Annotated in this window: 1 protein-coding gene; it reads right to left on the bottom strand. The window is 76.2% G+C overall.

Features of this window, described 5'->3' with window-relative positions:
• Window positions 1-38 precede the first annotated feature (38 nt).
• Window positions 39-1,217, bottom strand: coding sequence for a helix-turn-helix domain-containing protein (locus BM414_RS28125; protein WP_093585355.1), 1,179 nt, complete (start codon window positions 1,215-1,217; stop codon window positions 39-41).
• Window positions 1,218-1,316 lie beyond the last annotated feature (99 nt).

Below are 1,316 nucleotides of genomic sequence, written 5' to 3'. Positions count from 1 at the left end.
GCCCGCGGACAGGCACCGCCATAACTGCCGTTGCAGTACTAGGCGGGCGAACTCGACCCCGCGGCGCTGAGCCGGCTCTGGGAGCGGCTGCCGGCTCTCTCCTGCCCGGACCTCGCGAGGGCCGTCAGTCGCCCGCGGCCAAGCCGGTACTGCAGCTCCAGCGTCGCCAGCGCCCCGGCGCTCGGCAGCGACTCGCCGGTCTCCCACCGACGCACCGTCGGGTGACTGACGCCGGTGTGCCGCGCCACCTCACTCATCGACGCGCCGGCCGCCTGGCGGAGGTCGGCCAGGACCGTCGGCAGCTGCGCCTCCGTCCACTGCTGGGTCAGCAGCGGTGGTGGCGCCAGCCCGGCCGCAGCGAGCACCGGGGCGAGCGGGACCCGGTAGACCCGTGCCATGGCGCGGGCCAACGGCAGGGCGACAGGGCGCCGCCCGGTCTCGTAGCGGCCCAGACTCGAGGCACTCACGCCCAGGACGGCGGCAGCCTCCCGCTGGGTCATCCGGACCCGGCGTCGCAGCGCTGCGAGCCCCGACGCCGGACGGCGGAACCGGCGTCGCCCGCACGCGGCCAGCTCCCCGACCTCCGTGCCGCATGCGGTCGCCAGCCGCCGCAAGGCCCAGGAGGGCACCCTCGTCCGCCCCGTCTCCCACGCGAACACGGTGGACGACGCGACCTCCAGAAGGTCCCGGACCTGCGCGCGCGTCCATCCGCGCTCCCGGAGGACCGCCCCGAGGCCCGGCAGCACCTCGCCGTCGTACCGGCACGGTGGATGGTCGGCCAGGGCGAGGTCGAGCTCCTCGCGGCTGAGTCCGAGCTGTCGCGCCAGGCGCGGGAGCAGGTCCTCGGGAGGACGGGTGTTGCCCCGCTCCCACTGGTAGACGGTCGCCGGACCGACGTGCAGCACCCGCCCGAGCTCCACGCGATCGAGACCCGCCTCCAGGCGTGCCCTGACGAGAACCGGCGCATCCGCGGGCGCCGGCCGACACGGCCGCCGCGGGGCGGGACCGGCCAGGGCGGTCACCGTGGCGAGGTCGGCGCCCAGGGCGTCGGCGATGGCCTCCAGGTGGCGGGGGTACGGACGCCGACCGTCCTCCCACCGCTGGAACGTGGTCGGGTGGACGCCGATGCGCCGGGCGGCCGCGCCGAGGGACATCTGCTGCGTGCCGCGCCACTCGGACAGGCGACGTCCGAGCGCCTGCGCCGACGGCGCGATCATCGGTCGCGGAAGCGGTTGATCGCGGCGAGGTGCTTCTCCCGCTTCCCGGTGTCCTTGACGCCGAGGCCCTCGGCGGGGGCGAGGGTCAGCACGCCGACC

Origin of the sequence: Geodermatophilus amargosae, assembly GCF_900116515.1 — a bacterium.
GTDB classification, from domain to species: Bacteria; Actinomycetota; Actinomycetes; order Mycobacteriales; family Geodermatophilaceae; genus Geodermatophilus; species Geodermatophilus amargosae.
The sequence above is the reverse complement of the archived record's forward strand: the minus strand, read 5'-3'. Positions and strand labels throughout refer to the sequence as shown.

Excerpts from the sequence above, each read along its gene's own strand:
- BM414_RS28125 (WP_093585355.1), bottom strand. The coding sequence starts at position 1,217 with ATGATCGCGCCGTCGGCGCAGGCGCTCGGACGTCGCCTGTCCGAGTGG.